General features: G+C 68.7%; 24 protein-coding genes. 7 read left to right on the top strand and 17 right to left on the bottom strand.

The annotated features are described in order from the left end of the window. The first annotated feature begins 24 nt into the window (after window positions 1–24). Window positions 25–966: a DMT family transporter gene (locus tag CDO81_RS16230; protein ID WP_088484463.1), complete on the top strand. Its 942-nt coding sequence runs from the start codon at window positions 25–27 to the stop codon at window positions 964–966. Here CDO81_RS16230 and CDO81_RS16225 read toward each other — a convergent pair. The 13 genes from CDO81_RS16225 to CDO81_RS16165 form a co-directional block, all read right to left on the bottom strand. After that, the gene (locus CDO81_RS16225) at window positions 878–1,894 is read right to left on the bottom strand and encodes a branched-chain amino acid ABC transporter permease (protein ID WP_088484266.1); all 1,017 of its coding nucleotides are present in this window, start codon (window positions 1,892–1,894) and stop codon (window positions 878–880) included. The two genes, CDO81_RS16230 and CDO81_RS16225, sit on opposite strands and share 89 nt — an antisense overlap. A 118-nt stretch (window positions 1,895–2,012) precedes the next feature. Beyond that, complete coding sequence (locus CDO81_RS16220) at window positions 2,013–2,900, bottom strand: branched-chain amino acid ABC transporter permease (RefSeq protein WP_088484265.1); 888 nt, start codon at window positions 2,898–2,900, stop codon at window positions 2,013–2,015. Window positions 2,901–3,009: 109 nt separating this feature from the next. Further along, window positions 3,010–4,218 (bottom strand): ABC transporter substrate-binding protein, encoded by a 1,209-nt coding sequence (locus tag CDO81_RS16215; RefSeq protein ID WP_088484264.1) that lies wholly within the window; start codon window positions 4,216–4,218, stop codon window positions 3,010–3,012. Window positions 4,219–4,241: 23 nt separating this feature from the next. Continuing rightward, complete coding sequence (locus tag CDO81_RS16210; RefSeq protein WP_088484263.1) at window positions 4,242–4,955, bottom strand: ABC transporter ATP-binding protein; 714 nt, start codon at window positions 4,953–4,955, stop codon at window positions 4,242–4,244. A 722-nt stretch (window positions 4,956–5,677) separates the two neighbouring features. Next, window positions 5,678–6,448 (bottom strand): ABC transporter ATP-binding protein, encoded by a 771-nt coding sequence (locus CDO81_RS16205; protein ID WP_088484262.1) that lies wholly within the window; start codon window positions 6,446–6,448, stop codon window positions 5,678–5,680. 61 nt (window positions 6,449–6,509) lie between these two features. Continuing rightward, on the bottom strand, window positions 6,510–7,352 hold the full coding sequence (locus CDO81_RS16200; RefSeq protein ID WP_088484261.1) for an alpha/beta fold hydrolase: 843 nt from the start codon (window positions 7,350–7,352) through the stop codon (window positions 6,510–6,512). Continuing rightward, window positions 7,349–8,434, bottom strand: a complete 1,086-nt coding sequence (locus tag CDO81_RS16195) for a branched-chain amino acid ABC transporter permease (RefSeq protein WP_206602117.1) — start codon at window positions 8,432–8,434, stop codon at window positions 7,349–7,351. Before CDO81_RS16195 ends, CDO81_RS16200 begins: the two co-directional genes overlap by 4 nt. After that, on the bottom strand, window positions 8,431–9,405 hold the full coding sequence (locus CDO81_RS16190; protein WP_088484259.1) for a branched-chain amino acid ABC transporter permease: 975 nt from the start codon (window positions 9,403–9,405) through the stop codon (window positions 8,431–8,433). Before CDO81_RS16190 ends, CDO81_RS16195 begins: the two co-directional genes overlap by 4 nt. Window positions 9,406–10,105: 700 nt before the next feature. Continuing rightward, window positions 10,106–10,840 carry an ABC transporter ATP-binding protein gene (locus CDO81_RS16185; protein WP_088484258.1) on the bottom strand — a complete coding sequence of 245 codons (735 nt, stop codon included), beginning with the start codon at window positions 10,838–10,840 and terminating at the stop codon, window positions 10,106–10,108. Continuing rightward, on the bottom strand, window positions 10,837–11,580 hold the full coding sequence (locus CDO81_RS16180) for an ABC transporter ATP-binding protein (RefSeq protein WP_088484257.1): 744 nt from the start codon (window positions 11,578–11,580) through the stop codon (window positions 10,837–10,839). Before CDO81_RS16180 ends, CDO81_RS16185 begins: the two co-directional genes overlap by 4 nt. A 106-nt stretch (window positions 11,581–11,686) precedes the next feature. Continuing rightward, window positions 11,687–12,886 (bottom strand): substrate-binding domain-containing protein, encoded by a 1,200-nt coding sequence (locus tag CDO81_RS16175; RefSeq protein WP_193466509.1) that lies wholly within the window; start codon window positions 12,884–12,886, stop codon window positions 11,687–11,689. Window positions 12,887–13,044: 158 nt separating this feature from the next. Continuing rightward, window positions 13,045–14,568: a sigma-54 interaction domain-containing protein gene (locus CDO81_RS16170; protein WP_088484256.1), complete on the bottom strand. Its 1,524-nt coding sequence runs from the start codon at window positions 14,566–14,568 to the stop codon at window positions 13,045–13,047. Between the two features lie 100 nt (window positions 14,569–14,668). Next, window positions 14,669–16,858: a TonB-dependent receptor gene (locus CDO81_RS16165; RefSeq protein WP_206602116.1), complete on the bottom strand. Its 2,190-nt coding sequence runs from the start codon at window positions 16,856–16,858 to the stop codon at window positions 14,669–14,671. A 260-nt stretch (window positions 16,859–17,118) separates the two neighbouring features. On the opposite strand from CDO81_RS16165, the gene CDO81_RS16160 reads away from it, so the two are divergent. Next, the gene (locus tag CDO81_RS16160; protein ID WP_206602115.1) at window positions 17,119–18,048 is read left to right on the top strand and encodes an MBL fold metallo-hydrolase; all 930 of its coding nucleotides are present in this window, start codon (window positions 17,119–17,121) and stop codon (window positions 18,046–18,048) included. Between the two features lie 12 nt (window positions 18,049–18,060). Here the strand turns inward: CDO81_RS16160 and CDO81_RS16155 are convergent, their stop codons facing one another. Next, window positions 18,061–18,846 carry a pepsin/retropepsin-like aspartic protease family protein gene (locus CDO81_RS16155; protein ID WP_088484255.1) on the bottom strand — a complete coding sequence of 262 codons (786 nt, stop codon included), beginning with the start codon at window positions 18,844–18,846 and terminating at the stop codon, window positions 18,061–18,063. Between the two features lie 163 nt (window positions 18,847–19,009). Here CDO81_RS16155 and CDO81_RS16150 point away from each other — a divergent pair, with 163 nt between their 5' ends. Then, complete coding sequence (locus tag CDO81_RS16150) at window positions 19,010–20,065, top strand: hypothetical protein (protein ID WP_088484254.1); 1,056 nt, start codon at window positions 19,010–19,012, stop codon at window positions 20,063–20,065. Here CDO81_RS16150 and CDO81_RS16145 read toward each other — a convergent pair. Further along, complete coding sequence (locus tag CDO81_RS16145; RefSeq protein WP_088484459.1) at window positions 20,041–20,550, bottom strand: YgjV family protein; 510 nt, start codon at window positions 20,548–20,550, stop codon at window positions 20,041–20,043. The genes CDO81_RS16150 and CDO81_RS16145 overlap by 25 nt on opposite strands. A 223-nt stretch (window positions 20,551–20,773) precedes the next feature. Between CDO81_RS16145 and CDO81_RS16140 the strand changes: the two genes are divergently transcribed. The 4 genes from CDO81_RS16140 (at window position 20,774) to CDO81_RS16125 (ending at window position 24,959) form a co-directional block, all read left to right on the top strand. Then, entirely contained in the window at window positions 20,774–21,403 is a 630-nt protein-coding gene (locus CDO81_RS16140; protein ID WP_158218309.1) for an Lcl domain-containing protein, read from the top strand. A gap of 10 nt (window positions 21,404–21,413) precedes the next feature. Beyond that, window positions 21,414–23,459: a hypothetical protein gene (locus CDO81_RS16135; protein WP_144397277.1), complete on the top strand. Its 2,046-nt coding sequence runs from the start codon at window positions 21,414–21,416 to the stop codon at window positions 23,457–23,459. A 12-nt stretch (window positions 23,460–23,471) separates the two neighbouring features. Next, window positions 23,472–24,284 (top strand): hypothetical protein, encoded by an 813-nt coding sequence (locus tag CDO81_RS16130; protein ID WP_088484252.1) that lies wholly within the window; start codon window positions 23,472–23,474, stop codon window positions 24,282–24,284. 141 nt (window positions 24,285–24,425) lie between these two features. Further along, window positions 24,426–24,959, top strand: coding sequence for a DUF6882 domain-containing protein (locus CDO81_RS16125; protein WP_241517033.1), 534 nt, complete (start codon window positions 24,426–24,428; stop codon window positions 24,957–24,959). A 30-nt stretch (window positions 24,960–24,989) separates the two neighbouring features. On the opposite strand, the gene CDO81_RS16120 is transcribed toward CDO81_RS16125, so the two are convergent. Further along, entirely contained in the window at window positions 24,990–25,322 is a 333-nt protein-coding gene (locus CDO81_RS16120) for a thioredoxin family protein (protein WP_088484251.1), read from the bottom strand. Continuing rightward, window positions 25,319–26,383: a pirin family protein gene (locus tag CDO81_RS16115; RefSeq protein ID WP_088484250.1), complete on the bottom strand. Its 1,065-nt coding sequence runs from the start codon at window positions 26,381–26,383 to the stop codon at window positions 25,319–25,321. The genes CDO81_RS16120 and CDO81_RS16115 overlap by 4 nt, the downstream gene beginning before the upstream one ends. Window positions 26,384–26,441: the final 58 nt, after the last annotated feature.

Raw genomic sequence — 26,441 nt, 5'->3', positions numbered from 1 at the left:
GCCCGCCGCCGCGATGCTGGCGGCATGAATGCCTTGTTGTATGGACTGGTGGTGCTGATCTGGGGCACCACCTGGATCGCGTTGAAGTGGCAGCTGGGCGAGGTGCCCATCGCGCTGTCGATTGCCTACCGCTTCGGCCTGGCGGCTGCGGTGCTGTTCGCCTGGCTGCTGTGGCGGCGCCAGCTGGTGCTGCCGCGCGGGCGCGCCCGGCTGTGGGTGCTGGCGCAGGGGCTGTGCCTGTTCTGCCTGAACTTTGTCTGCTTCCTGAACGCCAGCCGGCATATCGCCAGCGGCCTGGTGGCGGTGGTGTTCTCCAGTGCGGCACTGTGGAATGCGCTGCTGGCCCGCGTGGTGCATGGCCGCGTGGTGGCGCCCCAGGTGCTGGGTGGCGGTACGCTGGGGCTGGCCGGGCTGTTGTTGCTGTTCTGGCCCGAGATCACCGCGCACCAGGCAGGGGCGGCGACGCTGGCGGGGCTGGCCTGGGCGCTGGGGGGCACGCTGTGCTTCTCCACGGGCAACCTGCTGTCGGCTGCGCTGCAGGGCCAGGGGCTCAAGCCCGTGCAAACCAATGCCTGGGGCATGGCCGTGGGCACGGTGCTGCTCGTGGGCTATGCCGCGGTGGCCGGCGTGCCCTGGGCGTTCGACACCAGCCCGCGGTACGTGGGCGCGCTGCTCTACCTGGCCATCCCGGGCTCGGTCATCGGTTTCACGGCGTACCTGACGCTGGTGGGGCGCCTGGGCCCCGAGCGGGCGGCCTACAGCACGGTGGTGTTTCCGGTGGTGGCGCTGAACGTGTCGGCCTGGGCGGAAGGCTACCGTTGGACAGCACCGGCCCTGGTTGGGCTGGTGCTCGTGATGGCGGGCAATGTGCTGGTGTTCAGGCGGAAGCCTGCGACCCCGGCGAGCGCCCCCGCGCCTGCAGCTTCTCCCACAGCGCCATCGCCTCGCCCACCAAACCGCGCCTGAAGGCCAGCACGCAGACGATGAAGATCAGCCCGGTCACGAGGCTGACCGATTCGCCCAGCCCGTTGAACCAGGCCACGTCGGTGAGGTCGGCGAGCGCGGTGCCGAAGTCGCCGATCTTGTTCTCGAGCGCGATGATGACCAGCGCGCCGACCATGGGCCCGAGCAGCGTGCCCATGCCGCCCACCAGCGTCATCAGGATGACGAGGCCCGAGGTGGTCCAGATCGCGTCGGTGAGGGTGGCGAAGCCCAGCACCAGCGTCTTGGTGGAGCCCGCCAGGCCGGCGAGGGCGGCCGACAGCACGAAGGCGAGCAGCTTGAAGTGGGCCGTGTCGTAGCCCAGCGAGGTAGCGCGGGCCTCGTTCTCGCGGATGGAAGTCAGCACCTGACCGAAAGGCGAATGCACGATGCGGTAGATGAGCCAGAAGGCCGCGACGAAGAGGCCCAGCACGACGTAGAACAAGGTGAGGTCGTTTTCCAGGTTCAGCCCCAGGAAGCTGCCGCGCGGCACCGACTGCAGTCCATCCTCACCGCCGGTGAAGGGCGCCTGGAGGAAGAAGAAATACAGCATCTGCGCCAGGGCCAGGGTGATCATCGAGAAGTAGATGCCCGAGCGCCGGATGGCCAGCAATCCGAACACCAGGCCCACCGCCGCCGCGGCACCCATGCCCAGCAACAGCCCCACCGGCGTGGGCAGCGCCCAGACCTTGAGCGCATGGCCGGTCACATAGCCGGCCGTGCCCAGGAAGGCGGCATGCCCGAAGGACAGCAGCCCGGTGAAGCCCACCAACAAGTTGAAGGCGCAGGCGAAGAGGGCGTAGCAGAGCACCTTCATCACGAACACGGGATAGGCGCCCAGCAGCGGCAGCAGGCCGATGCCGATGAAGAGGGCGGCGTAGCCGAGCAGGGTGGCGCGAGGGGAGGAAGGCATGGTTGTCGCAGTCAGGCAGGAACACAGCCACAGAGGCACAGAGACACAGAGAGGCCGGTTGGCCGCTTGAGCATGCGCAGCCTCTCTGAGTCTCTGTGCCTCTGTGGCTGTGTTGAAGTCATTTCTCTTTACCGAAGAGGCCGGCGGGACGGACGAGGAGGACGATCGCCATTACGACGAACACGACGGTGTTGGATGCCTCGGGGTAGAAGACCTTGGTCAGACCCTCGACGATGCCCAGCCCCAGGCCGGTGAGGATGGAACCCAGGATGGAGCCCATGCCGCCGATGACCACCACCGCGAACACCACGATGATGAGGTTGCTGCCCATCAACGCCGACACCTGCAGGATGGGGGCGGCCAGCACGCCGGCAAACGCCGCCAGGGCCACGCCGCCGGCATAGGTGAGCGTGACCATGCGCGGCACGTTGATGCCGAAGGCCTGCACGAGCTTGGGGTTCTCGGTGCCGGCCCGCAGCTTGGCGCCGAGTGAGGTCTTCTCGATGAGGGCCCACACCGCGAAGCACACGATGAGGGACGCCACCACCACCCAGGCCCGGTAGTTGGGCAGGATCATGAAGCCGAGGTTGGTGGCGCCGGTGAGCTGCTCCGGCACCTGGTAGGGCTGGCCGGAGACGCCGTAGAAGCTGCGGAAGACCCCTTCAATGACCAGCGTGATGCCAAAGGTCAGCAGCAGGCCGTAGAGGTGGTCGAGCTTGTAGAGCCACTGCAGCATGGTGCGCTCGATCACGATGCCGACCAGGCCCACCGCGATTGGCGCCAGGCCCAGCATGACCCAGTAGTTCAGGCCCAGGTACTCGAGCCCCATCCAGGCGAAGAAGGCCCCCATCATGTACAGCGCCCCGTGGGCGAAGTTGATGATGTTGAGCATGCCGAAGATGACCGCCAGGCCCAGCGACAGCATCGCGTAGAACGAGCCGTTGACCAGGCCGAGCAGCAGCTGGCCGAGCAGGGCGGGGAGGGGAATGCCGAACAGTTCTGTCATGTCGTGCGCGTCTCAGGAATACGCCACAGAGACACAGAGGCACAGAGAGATCGGGACGCAGAGAAGCGCCGGGGCTTCTCTGTGGCTCTGTGCCTCTGTGGCTGTGTTCTTACTTCTTCACCAGGGGGCACTTGCTGTCGGCCAGTTTGGTGAACGCCTCTTCGCCCGGGATCTTGGCGACGACCTTGTAGTAGTCCCAGGGCTCGGTGGACTCCTTCACCGACTTCACCTGCATCAGGAACATGTCATGGATGCCGCGGCCGTCTTCCTTGCGGATCGTGCCCTTGGTGTAGAAGTCGTTGATGGGCGTGGCCTTCATCTGGGCCATGACCTTGTCCGCATCGTCGGTCTTGATGGCTTCCACCGCCTTCAGGTAGTGCGTCACGGCGGAGTAGTCGGCCGCCTGCAGCGACGAGGGCATGCGCTTCATCTTCTCGAAGAAGCGGCGGCTCCAGGCGCGGGCTTCGGGGCTTTGGTTCCAGTACCAGGAGTCGGTCAGGTACATGCCTTCGGTCGTCTTCAGGCCCAGGGAGTGCACGTCATTGATGAACATCAGCAGGCCGGCGAGCTTCATGCTCTTGGTGATGCCGAACTCGCCTGCGGCCTTGATGGCGTTGATGGTGTCGCCACCGGCATTGGCCAGGCCCAGGATCTGCGCGCCCGAGCCTTGCGCCTGCAGCAGGAAGCTGGAGAAGTCGCTCGCGTTCAGCGGGTGCTTGACGCTGCCCTTCACCGTGCCGCCGTTCTTCTGCACCACGGCGGTGGTGTCGGCCTGCAGGGCCTGGCCGAAGGCGTAGTCGGCCGTCAGGAAGTACCAGTTCTTGCCGCCGGCCTTGGTGACTGCGCCGCCCGTGCCGTTGGCCAGGGCCACGGTGTCGTAGGCGTAGTGGATGGTGTAGGGCGTGCAGTTGGCGTTGGTGAGCGCGGAGCTGCCGGCGCCGATGGAGATGAAGGGCTTCTTCTTCTCGGCCGCCACCGTGGCCATGGCCAGGTTGGCCCCGGAGTTGGTGCCGCCGATGAGCAGGTCCAGCCCCTGGGTGTCGATCCACTCGCGGGCCTTGGCGGAGGCGACGTCGGCCTTGTTCTGGTGGTCGGCAAAGATCAGCTCGACCTTCTTGCCCGCGGCCACGCCCTTGAGGTCGGCGATCGCCATCTTGATGGCTTCCACGCCACCGGCGCCGTCGATGTCGGCGTAGACGCTGGACATGTCGGTCAGGAAGCCGATCTTGATGACGTCACCCGAGATTTGCGCGTGTGCGTTCATGGACACGGCGAAGCCGGCGGTGACCAAGGCGGTGGCGATGAGGGTCTTCTTCATGATGTCTCCAGTGGGTTGTTGGTTCAGACGCTGAGCAGCTCGTCCATCTGCGCCTGGTGGGCGGGAAGGTCGGCGGCGGGGAAGGAGAGCACGACCTCGCCGTGCTCGATGACGATGAAGTGGTCGGCCAGGGGCGCAGCGAAGCGGAAGTTCTGCTCGACCATGATGATGGTGAAACCCTGCTTCTTGAGCTCGCGGATCATGCGTGCCAGGGCCTGGACGATCACCGGCGCGAGGCCCTCGGAGATTTCGTCGAGCAGCAGGATGTCGGCACCGGTACGCAGGATGCGCGCGACCGCCAGCATCTGCTGCTCGCCGCCCGACAGCCGTGTGCCGGGGCTGGCGCGCCGCTCCGCGAGGTTGGGGAACATCGCGTAGATCTCGCTCTCGCTCATGACCTTGCCGCGGCGGCTCTTGAGCAGAGGCGGCAGGCGCAGGTTCTCTTCCGTCGTGAGGCTGGCGAAGATGCCGCGCTCCTCGGGGCAGTAGCCGATGCCGAGTTGGGCGATGCGGTGGGTGGACAGGCCGATGGTCTCTTCGCCATGGACCTTGATGGACCCCTTGCGCGCCCCGGTCAGGCCCATGATGGCCCGCAGCGTGGTGGTGCGGCCGGCGCCGTTGCGGCCGAGCAAGGTGACGACCTGGCCGGGCTGCACGCGCAGGTTGATGCCGTGCAGGATGTGGCTTTCGCCGTACCAGGCGTGGAGGTTGGTGATGTCGAGGGCGGGCGTGGCCATGGGTCAGGCAGCGCTGGGCGTTGGGTTGGTCTTGCCGGGAGCGTTTGCAGCTCGGTGCACTTGCGTTTGTGATGCTTGTGGCGCGAGCCTTTGCAGCGCGGTGCACCGTGCCGGGAGTTCGCCCCGGCGGGCGAGTAACTTTTCTCTGTCGCGCCAGAGAAAAGTCACCAAAAGAGAGGCGCTGAACCGCAAGTCGCCTGTGGCCTGCGAAGGACATCGCGCGAAAACGAACGCTCGAAGCCTCAGACGAGGCGAGCCGCTACGCTCTCGCTGCTGTCCCTGTCCAGAGCCCGAGTCATCCACCGCTTGTGCGGTCAACGTCGGCTGCACGCCGAACTCACGAGTTGAAGTCAAGCGCCGTCGACGGCGCGTCGTGGCGGCAGCTGCATTCATTGGTGAGCCCGGCGTGCAGCCGGCGTTAACGGGCGTGAAGGTGCGATGGATGGTGCTCGTGACAGGGACAGCAGCGAGAGCGCAGCGGGTCGCTTCGGCGAACCAGCGGAGCGAGAGTTTTCGCGCGTGAGCCTTGGCAGCAGCCCGATGACTTGCGGTTAAGCGCCTCTTCTTTGGTGACTTTCTTCTGGCGCAGCAGAAGAAAGTTACCCGCCCGCCGGGGCGGACTCCCGGCACGGTGCACCGAGTCGAGAGGCTCTTGGCAAGAGCCTCTCGACGGCTGTCCGCGAGCGGACCCGCGTCGTGCATGGCGGCGACCACCAAGGACTTCAATGCGCCCCCTGCAACTCAGTCGCCTCAGTGCCCATGTACGCCTCCAACACCGCGGGGTGCTTGGACACGGTGGCGTAGTCGCCCTCGGCCAGCACCGCGCCGCGGGCCAGCACCGTGATGCGGTCGGCGATGCTGGCGACCACCTTCATGTTGTGCTCCACCATCAGCACCGTGCGCCCTTCGGCCACGCGCTTGATGAGGGCGGTCACGCGGTCCACGTCTTCGTGACCCATGCCTTGCGTGGGTTCGTCCAGCAGCATGAGCTGCGGCTCCATGGCCATGGTGGTGGCGATCTCCAGCGCCCGCTTGCGGCCGTAGGGCAGGTCGGCGGCCTTGAGGTGGGCCATGTCGCGCAGGTCGACGAGTTCGAGCAGGGCCAGCACCTTGGCGTCGAGCGTCTTCAGGCCGGTCAGGCCCCGCCAGAAGTGGAAGCTCGTGCCGGTGAAGCGCTGCAGGCCGATGCGCACGTTCTCCAGCACCGTGAGGTGCGGGAACACGGCGGAGATCTGGAAGGAGCGGATCACGCCGCGGCGGGCGATCTGGGCCGAGGTCTCGCGGGTGATGTCGTGGCCAGCGAACACGATGCGCCCGCGCGTGGGCGTCAGGAACTTGGTGAGCAGGTTGAAGCAGGTCGTCTTGCCGGCACCGTTGGGGCCGAGCAGCGCATGGATGTGGCCGCGTTGCACGCGCAGGTTGACGGCGTCCACGGCGGTGAAGCCCTTGAACTCCTTGGTCAGGTCCTGCGTTTCGAGAATGAAATCACTCATGGGCTTGGGGCAGTGGCTGGGCGACTCTAGGGCTTGGGGCCTTACGCTGGCTTACGGGCATTCACGGGGTACGGTCAACTTGAAGAAACCGTTCGATGAGGCTGATCTGCTCCGGCGTGTTCAGCGCGGGCGCATGGCCGCAGCCTGGGATGAGCGCCACGGCCGCCCGCGGCCCCCGCTCGCGCATGGCCTGGGCGGTCTCGGCCGTCAGCAGCGTGGAGGCCTCGCCGCGCAGGCACAGCACCGGCAGGTCGAGCTGGTCCCAGGCGGCCCACAGGCCGTAGTCGTCAGGGTGGTGCGCGAACTGCTGCACCAGTGCGGGGTCGTAGTGCGGTGTCACGCGGCCGTCGGGCAGGCGGCGCAGCGAGGTCTCGGTGAGGTGCAGCCACTGCGCATCGCTGAGGGCGCCGAAGCTGGCATAGATGAGGCGGAAGTAGGCCTCCAGCTCGCTGACGGTGATGAAGCTCGGCGGTTGGCCGGCATAGGCCTGGATGCGTGCGAGGGCCGGCGCGGCCAGTTCGGGGCCGTTGTCATTGAGCACCAGGCGCTTGATGCGGCCGCGCAGCCGCGTGGCGGCGCCCAGCGTGCCGATGGCCCCGCCCATTGACGTGCCCACCCAGTGGACCTTGGCCAGGCCGAGCAGGTCCAGCAAGGCCTCAGCCTGCTCGACGTAGAACGCGAGGCAATACTCCTTGGCCGGGTCTACCGCCCACTGCGACAGGCCACGGCCCAGGGTGTCAGGGCAAACGACGTGCCAGCGGGGGCTCAGGGCGCGGGCGAAGTCGTCGAAGTCACGGCCGCTGCGGGCCAGGCCGTGCCAGGCGATGACGGTGGGCGCGGCTGGGTCGCCCCATTCGGTGAGGTGCAGTTCGCGGCCCAGGCAAGTGACGTAGCGCGATCTCATGTTGGCGTTCTCCGCGCGCGGGCCCACGCGGCCAGTCGCAAGCGGCCGACGATGCCGCCCGGGAAGTGGTACACGGCCAGCACGAACAGCAAGCCCAGCCACAGCAGCCATCGGTCGGGTGAGATGAGCGTCCCCAGCACCGGCACGCCCTCCACCCAGCTGCCGGCCCCCTTGAGCAGGGCCTGCAGGTAGTTCTGCGCCACGATGAAGAGCACGCTGCCGATGACCGCGCCGTAGACCGTGCCCATGCCGCCGATGACGACGATGAGCAGCAGGTCCAGCATGATCTCCATGCTCATCGCCGTCTCGGGCCCGGTGTAGCGCAGCCACAGCGCCAGCAGCGCGCCACCGCAGCAGGCCAGCAGCGCGGCGATGACGTTGGCGCCGGTGCGGTAGACCACCGGCCGGTAGCCGATGGCCTCGGCGCGGAACTCGTTCTCGCGGATGGCCTGCAGCACGCGGCCGAAGGGCGAGTTCACGATGCGCAGCAGCAGCAGGATCAGCGCCGTGACCGCGACGAACAGGCCGTAATAGGTCAGCAGCCGGCCGTCGATCATGACGCCAAGCACCGGCTCTTCGAGGAACTCGGTGGAGGGCCGCAGCGCTTCGGGCAACTGGAAGTTCAGGCCGTCTTCGCCGCCCGTGATGTCGCTCAACTGCGAGCACAGCGTCATGAAGGCCGAGGCCACGGCGAGCGTGATCATCGCGAAGAAGATGGCCTTCACGCGCAGGCTGGCCAGGCCCATCGCCAGGGCCAGCACCGCGCTGAGCGCCAGCGCCGCCACGAAGCCGATGGCCAGCGACGCCCAGTCGGGCCCGAGCCGCGTGGACGCGATCGCAATGCCATACGCACCGATGCCGACAAACATCGTGTGCGCGAAGCTGACGATGCCGGTGTAGCCCAGCAGCAGGTCATAGCTCGCCACCAGCAGGATGAACACCAGCACCTTGGCGGCGACGTTGAGTGCCTGCGTGCCCGGAAAGATGAAGGGCGCGCCCAGCAGCCCGACGAAGCAGGCGATGAGCAGCGCCGCGAGCAGGCGGCTGCGCGGCAGGTCGTGGGAGAGCAGGGCGCGCATCACTTGGCTCCCACCGGGTAGAGGCCCTGCGGGCGCCACAGCAGCACCGCCACCATCAGGCCGATGTTGGAGAACAGGGCCGCCTTGGGCGCAAGGAAGCCGACGTAGTTGGCCACCAGCCCCACCAGCAGCGCACCCACCAGGCAACCCACGGTTGATCCCAGCCCGCCGATGATGATGACGATGAACAGCAGCAGATTGACCTGCGCGCCGATCTGCGGCGTGACGCCCTGCTGCACCAGCCCCCATAGCACGCCACCCAGCCCGGCCAGCGCCGAACCGGCCACGAACACGCCCACGAACAGGCGCCTCACGCGGTAGCCCAGGGCCTCGACCATCTCGCGGTCCTGCACGCCGGCGCGGATGAGCAGGCCGATCTTGGTGCGGTTGAGCACGAGCAGCAGGCCGGCCAGCACCACCACGCCGACGAGCATGGCCAGCACGCGGAACTTCTCCACCGCCACGTCGCCCAGCAGGAAGATGCCGCGCAGCGCCTCGGGCAGCGGCAGCGGGATGAGCTGGGCGCCCCAGGTTGCCTTGATCAGCTCCTCGCCGATGATCATGCCGCCCATGGTGATGAGGATCTGCTTGAGGTGCTGGCCGTAGACGGGCCGCACCAGCACCCGCTCGAACACCAGGCCCACCGCGGCGGCGATCGCCATGCCGGCCAGGCAGGCGGCGGCCAGCGCCGCGAGGTTGGCCAGCACGTCAGGGCTGCCCGCCCACGGCGCGAGCGCTGCCAGGACCGTTGTCGCCATGAACGCGCCCAGCGCGATGAACACGCCGTGGCCGAAGTTCAGCACGTCCATCAGGCCGAAGACCAGGGTCAGGCCGGAGGCGATGACGAAGATGATGAGGCCCATGGCCAGGCCGGCCAGGGTCAGGTTGAGCCAGGTGCTGGGGCTGCCGGTCAGGGGCAGGGCCAGCAGGATGAGGGCTGTGAGCAGCGCGAGGGGTTTGGGGTCGAGCTTCATGGGCTGCCGCCTTCGAGAGATTCTTTTGCGTAGAGCCGTTCGACTCGGTAGGCCGGTTGTTCGGTCGCTTTTGCGGGGAGCCTTTGGACTCGGTGCACTGTGCCGGGAGTCCGCCCCGGCGGGCGGGTAACTTTCTTCTGTCGCGCCAGAAGAAAGTCACCAAAGAAGAGGCGCTGAACCGCAAGCCATCGGGCTGGTGCTGAAGCTCGCGCGCGAAAACTCTCGCTCGTGGACTGCGAAGAAGCGACCCGCTGCGCTCTCGCTGCTGTCCCTGTCACGAGCGCCATCCATCGCACCTTCACGCCCGTTAACGCCGGCTGCACGCCGGGCTCACCAGTGAATGCACCAAGCGCCACGACGCGCCGTCGACGGCGCTTGACTTCAACTCGTGAGTTCGGCGTGCAGCCGACGTTGACCGCACAAGCGGTGGCGGCGTCGGGCTCTGGATAGGGACAGCAGCGAGAGCGCAGCGGCTCGCCTCGGCTGAGGCTCCGAGCGCCTGTTTTCGCGCGATTTCCTTCGCAGGCCAGAGGCGACTTGCGGTTCAGCGCCTCTTCTTTGGTGACTTTCTTCTGGCGCAGCAGAAGAAAGTTACTCGCCCGCCGGGGCGAACTCCCGGCACGGTGCACCGAGCTGCAAAGGCTCTTCGCAAAAGCGGCAAAAGCAGCAAAACAAGCCAAGCGGCCAGCGCCCCGAGCACTCATTGATGCGCCCCCAACGCCAACCCCAGCAACCGCTGCTGCAACGACCCATCCTCGATCAGCTCCGCCATTGCCCCGCGATGCACCACGCGGCCGTCGTCCATCACGGCCACGGAATCTCCCAGTTCGGCAGCCACCCGGAAGTTCTGCTCCACCAGCAGCACGGTCGTGCGCGTCGCCTTCAACTCGCGCAACGCCGAGATCAGGTTCGCCACGATGGCCGGCGCCAGCCCCTTGCTCGGTTCGTCGATGACCAGCAGCTCGCGCGGCTCCACCAGCGCGCGGGCGATCGCGACCATCTGCTTCTGGCCACCGCTGAGCTTGCCGGCTGGGTGGTGCCAGAAGGTCTTGAGTGCCGGAAAGAGGCTGAAGAGCCAGTCCAGCCGGGCCGCATCCAGGTCGGCCATGCGCCGCGCGGAGCGGGCAGCCAGCAGGAGGTTCTCGGCCACGCTGAGCTCGCCGAAGATGCCCATGGTTTCGGGCACGTAGGCGATGCCGCGGGCGGCGATGTCGGGGGTCGGCAGGTGGGTGATGTCTTCACCCTTGAAGGTGACGGTGCCGCGACTCGCCGTCCATAGGCCCATGAGCGTGCGCAGCGTGCTGGTCTTGCCGGCGCCGTTGCGGCCCAGCAGCATCGTCACCTCGCCCACCGGCACGGTGAGGTCCACGCCATGCAGGATGTGGTACGCCCCGACATGCGTGTGCACGCCCTGCAGGGTCAGCAACGCGCTCATGCCGCCACCCCCAGGTAAGCCTCTTGCACCACGGGCGACGCGATCACGGTGGCGGGGTCGCCGTCGGCCACGAGCTTGCCCTGGTGCAGCACGATGATGCGGTCAGCCAGCTCGCGCACCACGTCCATCTTGTGCTCCACCAGCAGCAGGGTGTGGCGCTTCTCGGCCTTGAGCGCGCGGATCAGGTCCAGCACCACGGGCACTTCGTCCACGCTCATGCCGGCGGTGGGCTCGTCGAAGAGGTAGACCTTGGGGTCGAGTGCGATGAGCAGGGCCACTTCGAGCTTGCGTTGGTCGCCATGCGGCAGGCTGGCGGCGAGGTCGGTGGCACGGTGGTCGAGCCGCACGCGTTTCAGAATGCCTTCGGCTTCGTCGATCAGGTCGCGGTGCGACAGCCACACCGACAGCAGCCGCAGGCCCAGGCCGCGCCGTGCCTGCACCGCCAGGCGCACGTTCTCCAGCACGGTCAGGTGGGCGAAGAGCTGGGTCAGCTGGAAGGCCCGGCCCAGGCCGCGCCGCGTGCGCTGCGGGGCGCCGAGGGCGGTCAGGTTCTCACCGTCCAGCCACACCTCGCCGCTGCTCGCACCCAGCTGGCCCGAGATGAGGTTGAAGTAGGTCGTCTTGCCCGCGCCGTTGGGGCCGACGATGGCGGTCAGCGTGCCCGGCTGGAAGGCACAGCTCACGCCATCGACGGCCACATGGCCGCCGAAGCGGATGGTGAGGTTCTTGGTTTCGAGCACTGCAGGGGCGTGGTGAATGACTCAGCGGCTGCCGTGGAACCGGCTTTGCCGGGCCACTGGCAGCGCCCCCTTGAGGGGGCCGACGAAGTCGGTAGGGGGTGGGCTGTCAACGCTTGTTGCGGATCGGCACGGCCATTTCTTCCGGCTTGATCTCGCGCACCAGCTCCGGCACGCCCCACGGGAAGGCCGGGTCGATCTTGATGCGGAAGTGGTACATCGACTGCATCGCCTGGTGGTCTTCGGCGCGGAAGGTCATCTTGCCCTTGGGCGTCTCGAAGCTCATGCCTTCCATGGTCTTGATGAGCTTGTTCGTCGCCGTGTCACCGCCCGTTTTCTTGAGGGCCTCCACCAGCGCGATGCCGGCGCTCATGCCGCCCGCGGTGAAGAAGTCCGGCGGCGCCTTGAACTGCTTGTAGTGGTTGGCCACCAGCCATTCGTTGACCGGGTTCTTCGGAATGCCGAAGTAGTAGTAGGTGGCGCCTTCCATGCCCGGGAATTGCTTGTAGGCCGCCATGGCCGGCAGGATGTTGCCGCCCGAGCCCACCGCGATGCCGTAGCGCTTTTGCAGGTCCAGCGCCGCCAGGGCGCCAAAGGGCGTGGTGGCACCCGCCCACACCACCGCGATGACCTTGGGGCCGGGCTTGTCCTTGAGCGAATCCACCAGTCGCTGGATGCCGGCGGTGAAGTCGGTCGTGGCCGTGGGCAGGTACTCCTCGTGGACGATCTTGGCCTTCTTGAGGGCCTCCTTGTAGGCCTTCACGGCGTCACGGCCGAAGGCGTAGTCCTGCGCGAGGATGCCGATGTTCAGGCCCGCGATGTCGGAGGCTACCGCGTTGCCGATGGCGTCCTGCGAGGAGTTGCGGCCGGTGCGGAAGATGTACTTGTTCCACTTGTCGCCGGTGATGGAGTCGGCCACGGCGGGCTCCACCAGCAGGATCTTCTTGTACTCCTCGGCCACGGGCAGCATGGCCAGGGCCACGCCGCTGGAAGACGGGCCGACCGCGACGTCGGCCTTGTCGTCACCGTAGGCTGCGGCCAGCAGGCTCTTGCCCACGTCGGGCTTGCCCTGATCGTCCTTCTCGATGACGACGAGCTTCTTGCCCGCGACCATCATCGTGCCGCCAGTGGCGTAGTCCAGCCCCATCATGAGGCCGATCTGGGTCTGCTTGCCGTAGGCCTCCAGCGGGCCGGTCTTGCTGTAGACGTGGGCGATGCGGATCTCATTGCCGGCGGCCATCGTGAGGCCGGGCAGGGCGACCGCGAGGGTGGCGGCGGCGAGGGCAAATCGGCGCGTGGTGAAGCGCATGGGCGTGTCTCCTGGTCTTGTCGGGTCTGCTCTGTCGGCAGACGGTGTCTTCCTCTTGTGCAAGGCCCGTGCCCGGCGGGGAAGGGGCGCCGGGGGCGTTTTTCCTGCGGGTTGACCCGAGGTTTCGGGCGGTCGGCCACCTGCGGAGTGTCTGAAATTCAGGCGTTGCCTGAAACCTGGACTTTCGATTCCAGATCCGGCCACTTGGCCAGGCGCTCGTAGAGCGACGCGCGCGAGATCTGCAGCAGCCGGGCCGCCGCCATGCGGTTGCCGCCGGTGGCCTGCAGCGCGCGGGCGATCGCGTCGCGCTCCAGGGCCTCGATCAGCTCCGGCAGCGGCGCCACCGCCTGGGCCGTGGTCACGCCGGTGCTGGTGGGCGTTGACGGGGCGGGGGGCGGCGCGGCGGGGGCCTGCGCTGCCAGCGGGGCCAGGGCCTCGCCCTGGAAGTGGCGGGCGGTCAGTTGCAGGTCATCGCTCATCAGGCTGACCTGCTCCAGCGTGTTGCGCAGTTCGCGGATGTTGCCAGGCCAGGCCTGGCGACCCAGCCATTCGAGTGCATCGGGGCTGAGCAGCTTTTGCGGCATGCCGCTGCGCCGGGCGATGTCTTCGCCCAGGGCTTCCGCCAGGGCTTCGATGTCTTCCAGCCGCTCGCGCAGCGCGGGCACGCGGATGGGCAGCACATTGAGCCGGTAGTAGAGGTCGGCGCGAAAGCTGCCGGCGGCCACCATGGCCGCCAGGTCGCGACTGGTGGCGGCGATCACCCGCACATCGATGCGCATGACCGTGTTGCTGCCCAGCGGCTCGACCTCCTGCTCCTGCAGCACGCGCAGCAGCTTCGATTGCAGCGCCAGCGGCATGTCGCCGATCTCGTCGAGGAAGAGCGTGCCGCCGTCGGCCAGCTTGAACTTGCCATCGCGCCCCTTGCGCTCGGCGCCCGTGTAGGCACCCGGGGCGACGCCGAAGAACTCCGCCTCCAGCAGCGTCTCGGGCACCGCGGCGATGTTGACGCTGACCAGTGGCCGGTGCGCCCGGCGCGAGGCGGCATGGATGGCGTGGGCCAGCAGCTCCTTGCCGGTGCCGGTCTCACCCAGCAGCAGCACGGTGGAGTCGGTCTGCGCCACGCGGCGTGCCTGGCGCTTGACCTCCAGCGCCGCAGGGCTGGCGCCGATGAAGCTGGCGATCGTGTACTTGGGGCGGCGCTGCGCGGCCAGCTGGCGACGGGTGTCTTCCAGCTCCTGCTGCAGCCGCGCGAACTTGGTGATCAGCGGCTGCATGGTGGTTTCGGGGTGGTCCAGCAGCACCAGGCCCAGCGCACCGATCACCTCGCCGCCCTCGTTGCGCAGCGGCAGCCGGCTCACGAGGAAGGTGCCGGCCTTGTTGGTGAGCAGGTCCACCAGCACCGGCTTGCCGGTTTCCAGCACCTGCAGCATCTGGGTGTTGGGCACCACGTCTTCCACGCGCTTGCCCACGAACTCGTGCTCGTCGCTGAAGCCGAGCGCGGGCAGGAAGCGCTTGTAGCCCTCACTGATCCACACGACGCGGTGGTCACGGTCGACCACCATCATCCCTTCGGTGGAGCGGGCCAGCACGTCGAACATCGACTGCGCGGCCAGGCGCAGCAGGCCGTCGACGTCCTGGGGGATGTCGAGCGCGGCGGGTGTCTGGTTTTTGGACAGGGGCATGGCTGGCGCAATGTACCGTGGCGAGAGTCCCTCCTGCCGCAGGCCCTGACGTGGAAAAGGGCGGCCCGCCGGGCCGCCCTCCAAACCGCTGCGGTTCACGTCAGAACTTGTAGGTGCCACCGACGGTGAAGGTGCGCGGCGCGCCATAGTAGGCGTTCAGCACGCCGAGCGCAGCGATGTTGTAGCCGTCGGTCTTGTAGGCCTTGTTGGTCAGGTTGGCGCCTTGCAGGAAGAAGCTCAGCTTGCTGTCTTTCTCCCAGATCAGGCCGGCGTTCACGAGCGTGTAGGCCTCCTGCGCCAGCGACTCGGCGAGGTCGGTCGTCGGGTAGACCTTGCTGCGATGGCTGACCCCGAGGCGCGAGCGCAGCGTGCCCACGGCCAGGGGCAGGTAGTGCTCGATGTTCACGCTGGCCTGGAACTTGGGCGTGTTGGTGAACTTCTTCTGGTCGGCCACGTTCACGCCGCGGTCGATGTATTCGTCGTACTTGGCGTCCAGCGTGGCCAGGTTGCCGCTGAGGCGCCAGGCCGTTGTCGGCGTCCACAGGAACTCGACCTCGGCGCCCTGCACCGTGGCCTTGCCGGCGTTGGTGAAGTCGCCGAAGAAGCCGGGCTGGCCGTTGGCCTGGGTGTAGCTGGTGAACACCGACAGCTGCACGTTCTTGTACTTGTTGTGGAAGAGGGCGGTGTTCAGCTCCAGCCGGCCGCCGTCCAGGATCATCTTGGCGCCGACCTCCAGCGAGTCGAGCTTCTCGTCCTCGAACGGCCGGCCCGACGACGGGAAGGCGAGCGTGTTGGCGCGGATGTTGTAGCCGCCGCTCTTGAAGCCGCGCGACGCGGTCGTGTAGAGCTTGATGGCGTTGCTGGCCTTGTACTCCAGCGACACGCGCGGGGAGGTGTTGGTCACCGAACGGGTCTTGTCGAAGTTGGCCGGCACGGCGATGGGGGTGCCGCTGAACTGGTCGTTGGCGAAGGCCTGGTTCAGCACCACGGCGCGCTTGCTCTCGTCGGTGTAGCGCAGGCCCGTGCTGACGCTGAACTGCGGCGTCAGGCGCCAGCTCCAGTCGCCGAAGATGGCCTTGCCCTCGGTGTAGACCTGACCGTTGGTGGTGCCGAAGCTCAGGTTGAAGAAGTTGTTGCGCACCGTGCCGCCGGCGCGGCCGTCAAAGTAGTACAGGCCGATGACGCCGGAGCTGTTCTGGCCTTCGTAGGCGGCCTGGATTTCGTGGCTTTGCGAGCTGTCGTGGTACTCGGCGCGAACGTCAGCGATCTTGTTGGGCAGGCCGTCGAAGTCGATGGACGTGTTGGTGTCGGAGGCGCGATGGGCCAGGATGTACTTCAGGCTCCAGTCGCTCGTGACGCCCCAGTTCAGCGTCAGCGATTCGCCCTCGCTGGTGGTGCGGTTGGCGTTGGGCATGCCGGTGGCGATGTCGTAGCGGCCGGTGGTGGCGGGCGTCTTGGCCGGGTCGAAGGGGTTCACGTTCAGGCGCTGGAAGCCGCGCATATGCGAGGCGTCCACGGTGCGGTCCACCGACACCAGCGCGTTGAAGCTCGACCCCGTGGGGAACCAGCCCAGCGACACGCGGCCACTGGTGGTGGCCTGGTCGCTGACCGGGCTGCCATCCGTGAGGTTCTTGCCGTAGCCGTCGCGGTTCAGGCTGGCGCCGGCAATGCGGAAGCGCACCTGGCCGTCGTTCACCGCCGTACCCACGCCGCCCTTGGCGTTGACCTGCCCGTAGTTGCCGACCGCCAGCGTCACCGAGCCCTCGGTGCTGGTGGGCAGCGGCTTGGAGACGTACTTCACCGCGCCGCCGATGGTGTTCTTGCCGTAGAGCGTGCCCTGGGGGCCGCGCAGCACTTCCACGCGCTGCACGTCGTAGACGTCCAGCAGTGCGCCCTGCGGGCGGGCGATGTAGACGTCGTCAAAGTAGATGCCCACGCCCGGGTCCACGCCCCACAGCGGGTCAGCCTGGCCGACGCCGCGGATGAAGGTGGTGATGGTGGTGTTGCTGCCGCGGGCGGCGTAGATGGTGAGGTTGGGCACCTGGCCTTGCAGGTCGCCGAGGTCCTTGATGGCGAGCTTGTCGAGTTGCTCGGCGGTCAGCGCCGTCACGGCCACGGGCACGTCCTGCAGTGACTCCTCGCGCTTGCGCGCCGTGACCTTGACGGTGTCCAGCGTGGTGACGGCCGTCTCGGCGGTCGCCTGTTGGGCCTGGGCGGGCAGCGCCGCGCCCAGCGCGGCGAGGATGGCGAAATGCAGCGGCGAAGGCGCGGCAAGGCGGCGTCGGGTCATGGCTTGTCTCCTGGTTGTTGTGTTCGGGTGCCAAGGCCTGTCAGCGCAAAAGCCATGCCTGCGCCAATGAGGGGCCAACCTCTGGCAAACCCTTGCGAGCTAACCCGTGTTTTGGCACGCCGAAGGGTGGATGATGTCTGGAATCCAGTCAAAAGCGGGCGGCGCGGGTGTCCGCTGTCTGGACAACACCCTGGGGGCTGCAAGGGTGACGGGCCGCCGCTATCCTGCGCCGCCTTGTCCCCTCACCCCCGGAGAACACCATGCTCAAGCGCCTGATGCCCGCCTTCTTCGCCCTCGCCTGCGCTGCGCCCGCGCTGGCCGCCGGGCCCCAGCTCAAGGGCCAGGCGCCGGGCTGGTACCGCGTGCAACTGGGTGATTTCGAGATCACCGCACTGTCCGACGGCACCATCGACCTGCCGGTGGACAAGCTGCTGCAGCAGCCGCCCGCCAACACCCTGCGTGCCCTGCAGCACGCCTACCTCGGCGTGCCGCTGGAGACCTCGGTGAATGCCTACCTGGTCAACACCGGCACGAAAGTCGTGCTGGTGGACACCGGCACCGCCGGCCTGTTCGGCCCCACGGCCGGCCGCGTGGTGGCCAACCTCAAGGCAGCGGGTTACACGCCCGAGCAGGTCGACGAGATCGTCATCACCCACATGCACGGCGACCACATCGGCGGCGCCTCCAGCAGCGTCTTCCCCAATGCCACGCTGCGCCTGGACAAGCGCGACAGCGATTTCTGGCTGTCGCCGGAGCAGGTCGCCAAGGGCGGCGACGGCGGCAAGGCCATCGCGGCCTTGGTCAAGGGCTTTGCGGACGCCGGCCGCTTCAAGCCCTTCGAAGGCCAGCAGGGCGGCGTGGAGATCGTGCCCGGTGTGAAGGCCTTCCCCGCCTACGGCCACACGCCCGGCCACAGCAACTACGTGGCCGAGAGCAAGGGCCAGAAGATGATGTTCTGGGGCGACCTGATGCACGTCGCGGCGGTGCAGTTCCCCGAGCCCGCGGTGACCGTGCAGTTCGACAGCGACCCGGCCACCGCCCGCCCGGCGCGCGAGGCGGCGTTCGCCGCTGCGGCCCGCGACGGTTACTACGTCGCCATCACCCACGTCAGCTTCCCCGGCATCGGCCGTCTGCGCGCCGATGGCAAGGGCTACGACTGGTTCCCGGTCAACTACTCCACCAACCGTTGAGGTCAGCGACCCTCACCCCACCAACGGCTGCACCCGCAGCTCCCGGCGGGTAGGGTCCATGCACACGCGGTGGCGGCTGAAGAAGTCCTGCCCCAGGAACCCATCGAGCCCTGGCACCTGCAGCGGCACGCTGACAAACGGGCCGGCCTGCAGCACACGGCGCTCTGCCGTGAGCGTGCCGCCCGCCACGGCTTCGGCCAGGCCCGGCGTGATGACGTTGCGCGAGGCGCCCGTGTCCAGGCCGAGCGCCAGCAACCGGCCATCGGCCGCCTGCAGTCGCACGACGGCCAGGCTGCCAAGCATGTCGAACGGCAGTGGGGCGCCGCCGCAGGCCGCCGGCAAGGGCGAGCCAGGGGCCAGTCGCTGCAGCTGGCCCGCGGCGTAATCGATCACCCAACGCCGTTCGCGCAGCCAGCCCCAGCCCAGGTAGCCGTCGGCCGCCGCCGGGCGCTTGGCCTTGCCCCAGGTCTGCGCGGCAGGCGCCTGCGGCAAGGCATGCGGCCCGATCACCACCTCACGCACCACCAGGCGGTCGTTGCGCCGCAGCTGGCCCTGCGCGTCCTGCGACATGACGGCGCTGGCTGCGTCTCCCGCCGGGGCCCAGTCGGCCCGCAGCGCCAGGGCCGCGGCGCCGCCGGAGTCGATCAGCAGCCGCGCCTCGCGGCCATCGATGCGGGCCTGCAGCACCGGCAGCCCGGCTTCCAGCGTGAAGGCAAGGGTCAGGTCGGCCTCGGGCTGGGCGTGCGCGGCATGGGCCGCCAGCAGGCCGGCGCCAAGCCAGGTCTTGAGGGTCGTCATGCGGCGCAGTCTAAGCAGGCAGCCGTCAGGTGCCGTAGGGCATGGGCGGCTTCCCGGCGATGCCGCCCTTTCCACAGGCTTGAGGAGGACGGTCCGGCTCCCGCTTGGCATTCTTCAACGTCGGTCTGCGCAGCATCCGGCGCAGCGAGCCTGGAGGCGAACCATGGAACAGGAACTTCGCGGCGGCATCGGCGCCAGGGCCGTGCGAGGCTGGGTGGGCCGCCTGGCCGTGCTGGCCGTGTTGTTGGCTGGCAGCGCGGCGGCGAACGCGCGGGGCAGCCATGAGTTGCGCTACTTCGGGCTGGACACCTTCAACGCCAGCAGCCGCACCGGCAGCGATGACCTCTTTGCCAACGGCACGCCCACGACCGGCCTGGTCTTCCAGACACCGACCGGCCCGGTGGCGGGGGTCTACGGTCCGGGCGTCGGTGTGTTTTCGGCAGGCGCCGAGCGGCCCGCCGCGGGTGCGGACTGGCTTGGCCAGCAGTTCGGGGTCGGTGGTCTGAGCTTCCGCTACGCCGATGCCGTCGACAACACCACCAACCTCACCCCGGCGCCCTTCCAGGCGCGTTCGCTGTCGCTGGCCACTACCGCGGTACCCGGCACGGCGCTCGGCCTGGTGGATAGCCAGCGCGGCTTCAACGTGCTGTCCCTGTGGAGCTTCAGCAGCCTGGCGGCGGGTGAGTCGCTGATGCTGGGCCTGGGGGGCACCAGCAACAGCGTGGGCACGGATGGCGGCGGCAACTACCGTGACCGGCTGCAGATCCGCTACACCGCCAACCTGGCCGGGACGTCGTTCCTGAACTTCGAGCTGCAGTCGCGCCAGGACGGCGTGTTCACCCGTAACGCGCTGGCCAGCCGCAGCCTCGCCAGCCTGCCGGTGGACCTGTCGCAGGTGGACTACCTGCTCTTGCAGCTGGAGCGGGAGGCGCCCACGGCGGGCAACCCCAACCCCGGCGTCAGCGCCTCGGTCGCCTTCATGGATGCCGCCTACGACGCCGTGAACGACAGCCCGGTGGTGCTGTACGGCTTCACCTTCAGCGTGCTGGGCACGACCTTCGTGGACAACCGCTTCAGCGCCGTCTTCAACGCCGCCAACTGGCTGGACCCGGAGCCCTCTCTGGTGCCCGAGCCTTCAACCGCCGCGCTGTGGCTGGCCGGCCTGCTCTGGCTGGGTCGGCGCGCCGGGCGAGCTCAAGCTGCTTCCGGGGGCCGCTGACGCAGCATCCGCGTGATCGTGGTCAGGTTGATGACCGCGATGACGATCTCCAGCGCCGTGCCACCGATGGAGCCGGCGATCAGGTTGTTGGCGATCCACAGCCCGGTGCCGCACAGCATCAGCAGCCGCATCGGCACGCCCTGCAGGGTGAACAGGGCGATGGTGCCCAGGCAGGAGGCGGTCAGCGGCAGCCAGTCGCTCGGCTGGCGGGCGATAGCCAGGCCGAAGCCGATGTTGGCCGCCACCACCGCCACCGCCACCCACTTCGACCGGGTGCGCAGCGACAGCAGCGAGCGCGTCATCGAGATCAGAGAGCTCGCCACCGCGGTCGGGTTGCCCAGCAGCGCGAAGTGCACGACATAGGCCACGCACTCGCCCGCCATGAACCACTTGAAGCGCCGGTCGTCGGTCTGCAGAAAACATCCCACGCCGAGCACGAAGGCGACGTAGCCGAAGAGTTGGGCGGGGGAGAACCAGTCGGCCATCGTCATTGGGACCAAGAACTAGGGGGGTGCGGGTGCGAGCCCCGGATTGTCTCGCTGACGCCAGGGACGGCGCTCGACGGGCGCGGCGCCAGCGCATGCATGGGGGTTATGCATGCCGCTCGATTTGGCAGTCAGGCCGCGGACTAACCCGCTGGTCCGTGCCGGCCGGGTTTGCAGACCATGCGTGCCGCCCTCAGCTCACGCGACCCGCTCGCGCTCCCACATGACCAAGACGAAGCTGTTCGCCGGCCTGGCCGCCGGCTTGTTGACCCTGGGATCCGCCCAGGCCGCCCTGCTGCCGCGGGCCAATGGCACCATGGTCTACGACACCGTCACCGATCTCACCTGGCTGACTGACGCGACCCTGGGTGGGTTGCGAACCCAGGCCGACGCCAAGGCCTGGGCCGAGGGCCTGAGCTTCGGCGGCTTCGATGACTGGCGGCTGCCCACAGTGGCGCCCGTCAACGGCATCGCGCTGCAGCTCGACTACGCCGAGGACGGCTCCACCGACATCGGCCTGAACAACGCCGGCCGCAACACGGAGCTCGGCCATCTCTTCCATGTGAGCCTGGGCAACAGCAGCGGCAGCCTCACGCAGACCGGCAGCTTCATCGGCCTGGCCGACCCCGCCAACCCGATCGGGCCCGTGTTCTGGACCAGCACCGCCAGCGAGCCGGGCTGGGCATTGGCCTTTTTCATGGGCATGGGCGCACAGGAGCAGCTGTCCACCGACACCCTGGCGCAGGCCTGGGCCGTGCGGGTGGGCGACGTGGCCGCCGTGCCCGAGCCTGGCAGCCTGGTGCTGATGCTGGGCGGCCTGCTGGCCATCGCCACACGCCGCCGTCGTGCCTGAGGAGACCGCCATGCGACACCTCCTCATGACCCTGCTGCTGGCCGTGGCCGGCAGCGCCCAGGCCGCCTACACCGCGACGCCGAACGACTGGGCCTGCACCAACAAGGTCGGCGGCAGCTGGACGCACGGCCGCGCGCCCTCGGGCTGCGACGCCTCGGCCTTTGGTCCTGACAGCTTCGTACGCGGGAACTATGCCGGCGTCATCTTCAACGATGCCGCCACCAGCCTCACCGTGGAGCGCCAGCGCTACATGCAGTCGATGTACCCGGTCATCCGCGATGCGAGCGACCGCTACCTGCGCTCGCGCAAGCCGGCGGTGTCGGCGCGCGAGCTGGAGGCCTTCCAGCGTGGCACCTACGCGCTGCTGCGTCAGGAGACCTTCTGGTCGCACTACCGCGATGCGCAGCTGTCGACGGGCCAGCCCTATGTGCTGAAGATGATGCGCGGCGACAGCGGCCATGGCCACGGGATGATGCAGGTCGACGACCGCTATCACTTCGTCCAGCTCCAGGAAGGCAAGGGCTGGAACATGATGCAGAACTTCACCTACGCCATCGACATCTACTACGCGGCGTGGGAGGCGGCACCTGCGGCCTGCCTGGGGGGCGTCACCGCGCCGACAGGCACCACGGCGCAGGTCGACGAGTACTGGCGTGGCCGGGCGCGCTCGGCCTGGTCGGCCTACAACGGCGGCCCCACCAAGGTCTGCCGCTGGCAGAACACCGCCGACGCCAACGTGGCCAAGGACAACGGCTACCGCGACAACTACGACAACCGCCTGTGGCTGCCCGACGTGGCCAACCTCAACCAGGCCGCCGGCATCGACGTGGCCTGCCTGATGGACAACGGCCCGAGCTGCCCGGTGCCCGCCGGTGGCACGGTGGAAGCCGGCAAGCTGCTGCTCGTGGGCAGCGCGGCCTGCGTGCTCAACGGCAGCACGCTGGAATGCGTGGATGACGTGCGCGACGCGGCCTGCCTGGCCGGCCGTGCGCCATTTGCCGAGGGCAGCATTACGCAGGTCTACGTGTCGCAGACGGCCGGCTTCAGCCGCGTCGACCACAACCGGCACCAGCTCTGCCGCGCCCAGGTGCCAGGCCTGCAATCCCTGGCCAGCGCCATCGCCACGCTCAAGCCGCTGGACCTGCGCTCCGCGCCCGACGGCATGGTGCTGGGCCAGGCGCCGGCTGGCACCTACCAGGTGCTGGACTTCATGGTCAGCGGCGCCACGCAGCAGACGCGGCTCTATCGCATCCGCGCCCTCGTCAACGGCGTGCTGACCGATGGCTGGATCGATGCCGGCACCGCGGCCACCCATGCCAGCGTCGCCGTGGGCGCGGCCCCGGCTGGGGCGGGCGTCATCGCCTACGCAGGCGACTGGGTGAAGGTCGTGCCCAACCTCAACATGCGCGCCACGCCCGGCGGCACGTTGCTGGTGGCCATCCCGGCGGGCACGCCGGTGCAGGTGAAGGAGGTGTTCGGCACCGCCTCGGCCAACAACCTCTACTACCGGCTGGAGTACACGCACACCGATGGCGTGCTGCGCGAGGGCTGGATCTTTGCCGGCAACCTGTATCCCACCTCGACGCTGGCGAACTGGGCCGTGCCGGCCGCCGCACCTGACGCCACCAAGCCGGCCCTGTGCCCCAATGGCACCCGCTACGACGCCCACCTGCGCCAGTGCATGAGCACCAGCCAGACCTACGGCCCCTTCACGGCTGCCGCCGTGCAGGCGTGCCTGGACGCGGGTGGTGGCGCCGTCTGCACGGCCAACCGGGCCACCGTGGTGGAAGGCGTCGCCCTGGCGCTGCCCATCTGGCCCAAGGCACTGGCGGCAGTCGCCAATGGCAACGGCGACTGCCCGCGCGGTGCCACGCGCTCGGCGGCCCATCGCTTTCACTGCACCGAGGCGGTGGTGCGCAACGGCACGACCGAAACGGACGTCTTCGGCCCCTTCGGCAGCGCCCTCGTCAACGCCTGCCTGACCCGCGGCGGCGCACCAGCGGCCTGCCGCAGCAACCGCTGGCCGGCGGCCACCTTCCTGGCCCTGCAGCCCTGAGGAGGCTGGCGCATGAAGAGCCGCGTGAAGCGCTTCTGGGCGGGGGTGGTCTTGCTGGCCGGGTTGGCGGCCGGCGGGGCCTGGGTCTCGGCCACAGCGCCGGGCTCAGCCCCCGCGGTGACGGCGGGCCCGCCGATGCCAAGCGCGTCGTCTGTGACCCATGGCGTCGCCGCGCCGGCCCTGGCCGATCAGGCCGGGATGGCGACCGGGCCGGTGTCCACCGCGGGGCCAGCGGCGGCGGCCAGCGCCGCCGCACTGGCCAGCGCCACGCCCTCACAGGCGCTGCGCGCGCTGACGCGCTGCTACGCCGCCGACAGCTGCCGCCTGACGCGCGGCGAGGGGCTGGACGAGCACTTCGCGGTGGTGGGCCTGGTGCTGCAGCAACTGGAGCGCCTCGCCGCCCAGGGCAGCCCGGCCGAGCAGGCCGCCTGGGCGCGTGAGCTGCTGGCCTTCCCGGACGGCCATGTGCAGGCCGCAGCCCTGGCCCTGGCGGCACGGCTGCCGCCCTCGGCCGACACCGTGGCCGCCGCCGTGTCGGCCCTCGCGAAGACCTACGACGCCGTGCTGCTCGGCAAAGCCTACCCGGTGCTGCAGCAGTGGCAGCAACTGGGCCTGAACAGCGGCTACGACGACATGCTCCTCGGCCTCGTGCACACCGGCGGCTGGCAAGCCGCGCAGTCGGTGGCCGACAACGTCCGGCCCTTCCTGAACGCCGGCAATGTCGGCCGCTTTGCGCAGGTCGCGCGCGAACTGCCACCCGGCGCGCGCCAGCAGTCACTGCTGCGGGCGCTGCGCGACTATCAGCTGCTGCAGCAGGGCGGCTGAAGGGCCAGGGCTGCTGCCCTCCCTAACCCTCGGGGAAGGTGCCCCCTAGCTTCCCCACTGCGGACGCGGGTGGGGCAGGTTCGGGGTCACACTTCGGACCTGGTTCTCACTGCTTCCGGGGTATCACAAGGCCCTGCCCTCATGAACAAGCTGCTCGCCCCGCTGTCCGCCCTTTGCCTGGCTCTGGCCGGCTCATCTGCTGCACATAGCGCGGATGACGCTCAGGCCTATGTCCAACAAAGCGTTGGCGGCCTGCAGGCCCAGCTGGCCGCCAACGATGGCCTGTGGCGTCTGTCCGAGGCCGCGAGCTGGAGCGTCGACCAGGACCAGGGCCAGATCACGTTCAGCTTCGACAACGGCAAGCGGGCACGTGCACCGGTCCAGATCATTGGCACCTACAACCCGGCCAACGGCACATTCCTGTGGGGCTGGGACCACCCCTCGGTGCTCCCACCGCTGCGTCAGCATGCGGCGCTGGCCAAGGCCTGGGGTGAGCAGCACCAGCAGCCGCAGTACACGACGCGCCTGGTGCGTTGTACCGAAGAAGAGGCCTGGGCCTTCACCGCCGTGGCCGCGCGGCTGGGGGGTGCGAGCGGCGCCTATCGCGCTCGGTCGGGCGGGCCGATCGTCTTCGTCAGCTTTGGCACGATCACGCTGGATGCGCCCAAGCCCTGACGGGCGCCGTCGATGCGCGCCTGACGCCGCTCAGCCGGTCAGCGTGGCGAGGGCTGTGGTGACGTCTTGCGGTCCTTGCGGGCGCACGACGCGCGCCACCTCGCGGCCATCCTGCAGCATGACCAGCGTCGGCCACAGCTTGACGCCATAGGCCCGGCCCAGCGGCCGCCCGCGGCCGTCTTCGATGCGCAGATGGCGCAGGGCCTTGCCGGCCAGTGCCTCGGCGATGGCGGGCGTGGCGCCTTGGCAGATGCTGCACCAGTTGGCGCCGAACTCCAGCACGGTGGGGCCGGGCAGGGCGTCGGCCTCGGCGCGGCCCAGTGTCTCGGGGCTGTAGGGCGGCAGGGGAGTGGGAGGGGTCATGACGTCTCCTGGGCGGCGAAGCGTTCGGTGCGGCCATCGGCATGCCGGGCGAAGCGGTCCGCGCCGTCGCCATGCACCGGCGCGGCATCGGGCCAGGGCCAGCCGCCGAACTGGGTGCGGCGGTAGTCTTCAAAAGCCTGCTGGAGCTGCGCCTGCGTGTTCATCACGAAGGGCCCGTACTGGGCCACGGGCTCGCCAATGGGGCGGCCCTGCAGCATCAGCAACTCGGCCGGCTCGGCGCCGGTGTTGACCAGGGGCACGGCCGCCCCGGCGCGCAGCTCCAGCCCGTGTTTGACGGCCACGGCCTGGCCGTCGACCGTGATCGTGCGGCCCGCGAAGAAGTACAGCATGCGCCGCGTGCCCGCCCCCGCGGCGGGTGGCAGCGTCCAGCGCGCGCCAGGTGCCAGGCGCAGTGTCCAGATGGCCACGTCGGCCTCGGGACGCGAGGCCCAGGAGTCGGGCGGCGGAGCCAGCGGGGCGGTCGCGCCGGCGGATGTGTGCAAGGTGCCGGCAATGCTCACCACTTCGGTCGCGCGTCCGGCGTCGTCGGTGAAGCGCTGGCGCGGGATGTCCTGCGACCAGAACATCGTGAAGTGCGGTGCCACCATCTTGCTGGCCGACGGCAGGTTCAACCAGATCTGGAACAACTCCAGCGGATTGGGCGCGTCGGTGCGCAGCAGTGGGAACATCTCCGCATGCACGATGCCGCGCCCGGCGGTCAGCCACTGCACATCGCCGCCGCCGAAGCGCGCACCGGCGCCGAGGGAGTCCGAATGATCGATGCGGCCCTGGCGCACGATGGTCACGGTCTCGAAGCCGCGGTGCGGATGCGCCGGGAAGCCCGGCACCTGCTCGCCGTGGTACATGCTCCAGCCGGCCTGGCCGGAGAAGTCACTGCCGATCTGCCGGCCCCGCAGCAGCGCGGCATCCGGCCCGTAACGGCCATTGCCTGCCGGGTAGGCGTCGTCGTGATGGACGCAGAACAGGAAAGGGTCCAGCGTGGGCCATGGCATGCCCAGGGGTGTGATGGACAGGATGACAGACGGTGCAGCGGAGTTCATGGCACAAGCCTACCCGCGGTTCGCGGGGCCGTTGCGCTGAAGGGCTACCGGCAACCCT

Source organism: Roseateles puraquae, from assembly GCF_002205845.1.
Lineage (GTDB): Bacteria > Pseudomonadota > Gammaproteobacteria > Burkholderiales > Burkholderiaceae_C > Pelomonas > Pelomonas puraquae.
The sequence above is the reverse complement of the archived record's forward strand: the minus strand, read 5'-3'. Positions and strand labels throughout refer to the sequence as shown.